The sequence below is a fragment of the Mesorhizobium sp. genome (assembly GCF_041661565.1).
GTDB lineage: Bacteria > Pseudomonadota > Alphaproteobacteria > Rhizobiales > Rhizobiaceae > Mesorhizobium.
On sequence record NZ_JBAZUD010000201.1, the window covers coordinates 1 to 6,605 of the forward strand.

General features: G+C 62.4%; 8 protein-coding genes and 1 pseudogene. 7 read left to right on the forward strand and 2 right to left on the reverse strand.

Annotated features, from left to right (window positions below; translation table 11 throughout):
• From WC739_RS23735 to WC739_RS23760, 6 genes are all read left to right on the forward strand, one after another.
• On the forward strand, positions 1-395 hold a 395-nt coding region (locus WC739_RS23735; RefSeq protein WP_372951353.1), incomplete at its 5' end, for a 2-oxo acid dehydrogenase subunit E2.
• A gap of 149 nt (positions 396-544) precedes the next feature.
• Positions 545-1,180: an SGNH/GDSL hydrolase family protein gene (locus WC739_RS23740; RefSeq protein ID WP_372955433.1), complete on the forward strand. Its 636-nt coding sequence runs from the start codon at positions 545-547 to the stop codon at positions 1,178-1,180.
• Between the two features lie 15 nt (positions 1,181-1,195).
• The gene (gene lpdA, locus WC739_RS23745) at positions 1,196-2,641 is read left to right on the forward strand and encodes a dihydrolipoyl dehydrogenase (RefSeq protein WP_372955434.1); all 1,446 of its coding nucleotides are present in this window, start codon (positions 1,196-1,198) and stop codon (positions 2,639-2,641) included.
• Between the two features lie 89 nt (positions 2,642-2,730).
• Positions 2,731-2,988, forward strand: a complete 258-nt coding sequence (locus WC739_RS23750; protein WP_372955435.1) for a GlsB/YeaQ/YmgE family stress response membrane protein — start codon at positions 2,731-2,733, stop codon at positions 2,986-2,988.
• Between the two features lie 137 nt (positions 2,989-3,125).
• Entirely contained in the window at positions 3,126-4,091 is a 966-nt protein-coding gene (gene lipA / locus WC739_RS23755) for a lipoyl synthase (RefSeq protein ID WP_372955436.1), read from the forward strand.
• A gap of 12 nt (positions 4,092-4,103) precedes the next feature.
• On the forward strand, positions 4,104-4,562 hold the full coding sequence (locus tag WC739_RS23760) for a type II toxin-antitoxin system RatA family toxin (protein WP_372955437.1): 459 nt from the start codon (positions 4,104-4,106) through the stop codon (positions 4,560-4,562).
• On the opposite strand, the gene WC739_RS23765 is transcribed toward WC739_RS23760, so the two are convergent.
• Together WC739_RS23765 and WC739_RS23770 are read right to left on the reverse strand one after the other, a co-directional pair.
• Positions 4,538-5,044: a CinA family protein gene (locus WC739_RS23765; RefSeq protein ID WP_372955438.1), complete on the reverse strand. Its 507-nt coding sequence runs from the start codon at positions 5,042-5,044 to the stop codon at positions 4,538-4,540. The two genes, WC739_RS23760 and WC739_RS23765, sit on opposite strands and share 25 nt — an antisense overlap.
• Positions 5,041-6,270: a bifunctional 2-C-methyl-D-erythritol 4-phosphate cytidylyltransferase/2-C-methyl-D-erythritol 2,4-cyclodiphosphate synthase gene (locus tag WC739_RS23770; RefSeq protein ID WP_372955439.1), complete on the reverse strand. Its 1,230-nt coding sequence runs from the start codon at positions 6,268-6,270 to the stop codon at positions 5,041-5,043. Before WC739_RS23770 ends, WC739_RS23765 begins: the two co-directional genes overlap by 4 nt.
• Positions 6,271-6,503: 233 nt before the next feature.
• Between WC739_RS23770 and WC739_RS23775 the strand changes: the two are divergent.
• Positions 6,504-6,605, forward strand: a pseudogene (locus tag WC739_RS23775) (tRNA dihydrouridine synthase DusB); the annotation flags it as partial.

The following is a 6,605-nucleotide window of genomic DNA, read 5'->3' on the forward strand; positions in this document are numbered from 1 at the left end:
TGTCGATCCCGGGCGGGCTGATCACGCCGATCATTCGGCATGCGGATGAAAAGACGCTGTCGACCATCTCCAACGAGATGAAGGATCTGGCCAGCCGCGCGCGCAGCCGCAAGCTGAAGCCGGAAGAATACCAAGGCGGCACCACGGCTGTATCTAACCTGGGCATGTTCGGCATCAAGGACTTCGCCGCCGTCATCAACCCGCCGCATGCGACGATCCTTGCTGTGGGCGCCGGCGAGCAGCGACCGGTGGTCAAGGACGGCGAGATCAAAATAGCCACGGTGATGTCGGTGACGCTGTCGACGGACCATCGCGCCGTCGACGGAGCGCTCGGCGCCGAACTGCTGGTCGCCTTCAAGCGCCTGATCGAAAACCCGATGGGCATGCTGGTCTAAGGGCGAATAAGGCTGCGAGAGACTTCGCCGGCCTTAGCGAGAATCCGGGAGGTCTTGCATGGACGTCTCGGGGTGGTGACTTCGGCTACAGCCAATCGGCAACGGCCGGCCGTGGCTGCGGTGGAGATCAACGAAAGCGGGTGGAACGGATGAAGACAATTCTTTGCTACGGCGACTCGCTGACCTGGGGCTACAATGCCGAGGGACAGCGTCATGCGCTGGAAGACCGCTGGCCAAGCGTGCTGCAGGCCGGCCTCGGCGGCGGCGTCCAGGTCATCGCCGACGGCCTCAATGGACGCACCACCGCCTTCGACGATCATCTGGCCGGAGCCGATCGCAACGGCGCCAGGGTGCTGCCAACGGTGCTGACGACACATGCGCCGCTCGACCTGATCGTCATCATGCTCGGCGCCAACGACATGAAGCCGTGGATCCACGGCAATCCGGTCGCGGCCAAGCAGGGCATCCAACGGCTGATCGACATCGTGCGGGGCCACGACTATCCGTTCGACTGGCCGGCGCCTCAAATCCTCATCGTTTCGCCGCCAGTTCTCAGCCGCACCGAAAATGCCGACTTCAAGGGAATGTTCGCCGGCGGCGATGAGGTCTCGCAACAGCTCGCGTCGCAATATGCTGCGCTGGCCGACGAAACGGGATGCGGTTTCTTCGATGCCGGCACCGTGGCGCGGACCACGCCGCTCGATGGCGTCCACCTCGATGCCGAAAACACGCGAAACATCGGCGAGGCGCTGACGCCGGTCGTGCGCGTCATGCTGGAATTGTGATTCAAGGAGAAAATCGTGGCTGAGACCTACGACGTCATCATCATCGGTTCCGGGCCTGGCGGCTATGTCGCGGCGGTGCGTGCGGCTCAGCTGGGCCTCAAGACGGCGATCATCGAGCGCGAGCATCTCGGCGGCATCTGCCTCAACTGGGGTTGTATCCCGACCAAGGCGCTGCTGCGCTCGGCCGAGATCATGCACTATTCGGACCATCTCAAGGACTATGGCCTGAAAATCGACGGCAAGGTCAGCGTCGACACCGCTGCCGTCGTCGACCGCTCGCGCAAGGTGTCGCTGCGCCTCAACAATGGCGTCGGCTTCCTGATGAAGAAGAACAAGGTCGATGTCATCTGGGGTGAAGCCAAACTCTCGAAGCCGGGCGAGGTTATCGTCTCGAAGACGGCCAAGAAGCCGATGGAGCCGCAGCCGCCGGTGCCGAAGGGCGTCAAGGGCGAGGGCACCTATACCGCCAAGCACATCATCCTGGCGACCGGCGCGCGGCCGCGCGCGCTGCCGGGCATCGAGCCTGACGGCAAGCTGATCTGGACCTATTTCGAGGCGATGGTCCCGAAGGAGATGCCGAAGTCGCTGCTGGTGATGGGATCGGGCGCCATCGGCATCGAGTTCGCTTCGTTCTATCGCACGATGGGCGTCGACGTCACAGTGGTCGAACTGTTGCCGGCCGTCATGCCGGTCGAGGACGCCGAGGTCTCGAAATTCGCGCAGAAGCAGTTCGAGAAGCAAGGCATGAAGATCATCCTCGAGGCCAAGGTGACCAAGGTCGAGAAGTCGGCCGACTCGATCACCGCGCATGTGCAGATGAAGGATGGCAAGGTCGAGAAGATCACCGCCGACCGGATGATCTCGGCAGTCGGCGTGCAAGGCAACATCGAGAATCTCGGCCTGGAAGCACTGGGTGTGAAGACCGATCGCGGGTGTGTCGTCGTCGACGGCTACGGCACCACCAATGTGCCCGGCATTTACGCCATCGGCGATGTTGCCGGTCCGCCGATGCTTGCCCACAAGGCCGAGCATGAGGGGGTGGTGTGCGTCGAGAAGATCGCCAATGTCCCCGGCGTGCACGCCATCGACAAGCTGAAGATCCCCGGCTGCACCTACTGCAACCCGCAGGTGGCTTCGGTCGGTCTGACGGAAGCCAAGGCCTTGGCCGAGGGCAAGGAGATCCGCGTCGGCCGCTTTCCCTTTGCCGCCAACGGCAAGGCGATCGCGCTGGGCGAGGACCAGGGCTTCATCAAGACCATCTTCGACAAGAAGACCGGTCAGCTGCTCGGCGCGCACATGGTCGGCGCCGAGGTGACCGAACTGATCCAGGGTTTCGTCGTCGCCATGAACCTCGAGACGACCGAGGAGGAGCTGATGCACACCATCTTCCCGCATCCGACGCTGTCGGAGATGATGAAGGAAAGCGTGCTCGACGCCTATGGCCGCGCCTTAAACGCGTGATGGGCTGAATATGCTGGCGTGCATGGAACCCGGCGGTGTGGACGTTCGTTTGCGGATGCATTTTCATCGATCAAACAAGGAGAGGGCATATGCACTTGAACGGCGTGGGCTGGATCGCAGCCATCATCATCGGCGGCCTGGCAGGCTGGTTCGCCGAAATGGTCATGAAGAGCAACACCGGCATCTTCATGAACATTATCCTGGGTATTGTTGGAGCGGTCGTGCTGAACGCCATCCTGCAGGCTCTCAACTTCGGTCCCTTTGGCATCGGCTGGACCGCCTATCTGATCACCGGCTTCATCGGTGCCTGCCTGCTGATAGCGGTAGGCCGCATGGTGCGCCGCTAACCCGACCAGACACTCGCCATGCGAAAAGGGCTGTTCCGGCATGCGCCGGAGCGGCCTTTTTCTTTAGGTCGAAAAGTCCTAGATGATGTTGGAACGCGATCGCCGGACGTGCGGTCGCGAAGGAATCAGGTTTCCAGATGGTTACTGTCCTCGACACGATCGCCCATGCGCCGCGCTTGCGGCACCCGGAGAAGGCGCACAAGCCCGACCAGGACGTGCTGCGCAAACCCGACTGGATCCGCGTCAAGGCGCCGATGTCCAAGGGCTATGCCGAAACGCGTGAGATCGTGAAGTCGCACAAGCTGGTGACCGTCTGCGAAGAGGCCGGCTGCCCCAACATCGGCGAGTGCTGGGAGAAGAAGCACGCGACCTTCATGATCATGGGCGAGATCTGTACGCGCGCCTGTGCGTTCTGCAATGTTGCCACCGGCATTCCGACCGCGCTCGATGCCGATGAGCCGGCACGCGTGGCGCATGCCGTCAAGCAGATGGGCCTGACCCATGTCGTCATCACTTCGGTCGATCGCGACGATCTCGCCGATGGCGGCGCCCGTCATTTCGCCGAAGTCATCCGTGCCATCAGGGCGGCAACCCCGCTGACGACGATCGAGATCCTGACGCCCGATTTCCTGCGCAAGGACGGCGCGCTTGAGATCGTCGTGACCGCCAAGCCCGACGTGTTCAACCATAACCTCGAAACCGTGCCGTCGAACTATCTGACGGTCCGTCCCGGCGCTCGGTATTTTCATTCGATCCGGCTTCTGCAGCGGGTCAAGGAACTCGACCCGTCGATCTTCACCAAGTCCGGCATCATGGTCGGGCTGGGCGAGGAGCGGAACGAGATCCTGCAACTCATGGACGATTTGCGCTCGGCCAATGTCGACTTCATGACCATCGGCCAGTATTTGCAACCGTCGAAGAAACATCATCCGGTGATCCGTTTCGTCACGCCGGAGGAGTTCAAGTCTTTCGAGACGATCGGCCGGACCAAGGGCTTCCTGCTGGTGGCGTCGAGCCCGCTGACGCGCTCGTCGCATCACGCCGGCGACGATTTCGCCCGGCTGCGCGCGGCGCGTCAAGCGCTGCTCATGAAATCAGCGTAACCCGCTGGTTTCATGCCGAAATTCGAAGCCACCCGCCGGGTTTCCCACACACCTCAGCAGATGTTCGCACTGGTTGCGGATGTCGAGACCTATCCTCAGTTCCTGCCGCTTTGCGAAGCGTTGACGGTCCGCTCGCGCAAGGAGCGCGACGGACGCACTGTCCTCGTCGCCGATATGAGCATCGGTTACAAGGCGATCCGCGAGACCTTCACGACGCAGGTCCTCCTGAAGCCCGACGAGAACACGATCGACGTAAAGTACATCGATGGTCCATTCAGATATCTGAGCAATGTCTGGCGTTTCGAGCCCGACGGCACCGGCTGCGCGGTGCGCTTCTTCATCGACTACGAGTTCAAGAGCCGCATCCTGGGCGCGCTGATGGGAACCATGTTCGATCGCGCCTTCCGCATGTTCGCCGAGGCGTTCGAAAAGCGCGCCGACGTCATCTACGGCGCTGCGCCACTATCCTGATGCCGGCCCAGCGCGTCCAAACCCAGTTGCAGCGCATGACGGACCGTTTCGCGGCGGATGAAATCGCGGCCCTTGTCGGCAAACAGCCTGTGTTCGGCCATCACGGTTTCGCCCTTCAGCCCAACGCCGAACCATACCAGGCCGACAGGCTTTTTCGCTGAACCGCCGCCCGGGCCGGCGATCCCGGTGACCGCCAGGCTCAGCCCGGCGCGCGAATTGGCGAGTGCCCCCTTGGCCATCTCGATCGCCGTCTCGCGGGACACCGCGCCGTGCGCGTCGAGGGTGGCGGAGGAAACGCCGAGCATGTCCATCTTGGCTTCGTTCGAATAGGTGATGAAACCGCGTTCGACCACGGCGGATGAGCCGGCTATATCGGTAAGAGCCGCGATGATCATGCCGCCCGTGCAGCTTTCGGCCGTCGCCAGCATGATGCCGTGCTTCTGGCAGGCCTGGAGCAGGGCATTTGCCAGATCGTTGCTCACTCCGGCACCTCGCCGGGAAAAACCACGCTGGCCGTGGCGATCGCCGCTATGCCTTCCTCACGGCCGACAAAGCCGAGCTTCTCATTGGTCGTCGCCTTGATCGAAATGCGATCGGGCGAAATTGCCAGCATTTGCGAGAGGACCGCCGTCATGGCCTCGCGATGGGGCCCAACGCGGGGCGCCTCGCAGATCAGCGTGATGTCGGCATTGGCGATGCGACCGCCCCGCTCGCGCACGATTCTTGCCGCGTGTTCGACGAAGATACGGGACGCGGCACCTCTCCACTGCGGATCGGACGGCGGGAAATGGGTTCCTATATCGCCGCTGCCGCAGGTCGCCAGCAGCGCGTCTGTCAAAGCGTGGAGACCGACATCGGCGTCGGAGTGGCCGGACAGCTTCCTGTCATGCGGAATGGCGATGCCGCACAAGGTGACATGATCGCCGGGCTCGAAAGCATGGACATCGTAGCCATTGCCGGTGCGGATATCGGGAAAGTGTGTCCGCCCGCCGGAGAGTCGCTGGTGCGCCATGGCTATGTCCCGTGCCCAGGTGAGTTTGACATTGTCCGGCGAGCCGGGAACGATCCTTACCGGAATATCCGCCCATTCGGCGATCGCGGCGTCGTCGGTAAAGTCCATCTTCCCAAGATGATGCGCTTTCTCATGGGCGGCAAGGATCGGCAAGAATGGAAAGCCCTGTGGCGTCTGGGCGGCATGAAGTCCGTCACGGGAAACGGTTTCGCCCACCAGGCCGGTTGCAGATTCGCGTTTCAGCGTATCGGCGACGGGCAGGGCTGGCAGGGCCCCCTCGCGCTCACCTATGGCGGCGATCGTACGATCGATCAGCTCGGCGTCGACGAAGGGGCGAACGGCGTCGTGGATCAGGACCCGTCCCGGCGCGTGATTCCTGAGCGCGAGCAATCCGAGCCGAACAGAGGCCTGCCTGGTCGCCCCGCCATTGATGGCGATGACCCGCTCGACATTGGCGCCGGCCGCCTGGCGAAACAGATCCCGGTCGTCGGCATGGATGGCAACCACGACCGCGCTGGTCAGCGGATGGGCTAGGAATATCTCAAGCGTGTGCGCGATGACGGCGGCGCCGCCAATGTGCTGATATTGCTTCGGCCCATTGGCCTGCCCGGCGCGCGCGCCACGGCCCGCCGCGACGATCACCACCGCGACCTTGCCAGCCCCGCCAGAGGTCTGATCTTCGCTTACGTCAATCATGCCGATTGGCTTAGCGCACCATCCCGAAAAGTGTAATCGGTTTTCGGCAAGTTCGTGTTCCAAGTGTGAAGTTCAACAACGTCTTTGGAGCGACATGGTCGCTCGTGGTGCGGCCAAGAGTTGTGGGCGGGCAATTTCCCAATTGCGCCTCAATGTGGCGTCATTCCGCGTTGCACATCGCCCTCATTATGGCTAGAGAATGTGCAACGAATGGATATGCTTGGTTTTTGTGCATGCTTGACACGGGCAAATTGGCGTCGCCATTCTACGTCGGCGACGTGAAAATCCGCAATCGCGTATTCCTCGCGCCGATGTCGGGGATTACCGACCTGCCG